1 protein-coding gene is annotated in these 235 nt (G+C 62.1%); it reads left to right on the top strand.

The genetic code is table 11. From position 1 onward, the window contains the following. A partial coding sequence (locus tag LD028_RS09445) for a thiamine pyrophosphate-dependent enzyme (protein ID WP_237811667.1) occupies positions 1-235 on the top strand: 235 nt, incomplete at both ends.

The raw sequence follows: 235 nt of genomic DNA, 5'->3' as shown, positions 1-235 counted from the left end.
CGCTCGCCTGCGGCGCGGCGCTGACGGCCAAGGTGAAAAAGAGCGGCGCGGTCAGCGTGTGTTTCTTCGGCGACGGAGCCAACAATCAGGGAACCTTCCATGAAGGCCTGAACCTGGCCGCCATCTGGAAGCTGCCGGTCGTCTTCGTGGCGGAAAACAACGGGTATGCGGAGGCAACCCCATTCACGTACGCCTCGAGCTGTACCCGTATTGCCGATCGTGCAAGCGGGTACAA

This window comes from Anoxybacillus sp. LAT27 (assembly GCF_022030075.1).
Lineage (GTDB): Bacteria > Bacillota > Bacilli > Bacillales > Anoxybacillaceae > Anoxybacillus > Anoxybacillus kestanbolensis.
Note: the sequence above shows the minus strand (reverse complement) of the source record. Positions and strands in the feature narration are given on the sequence as shown.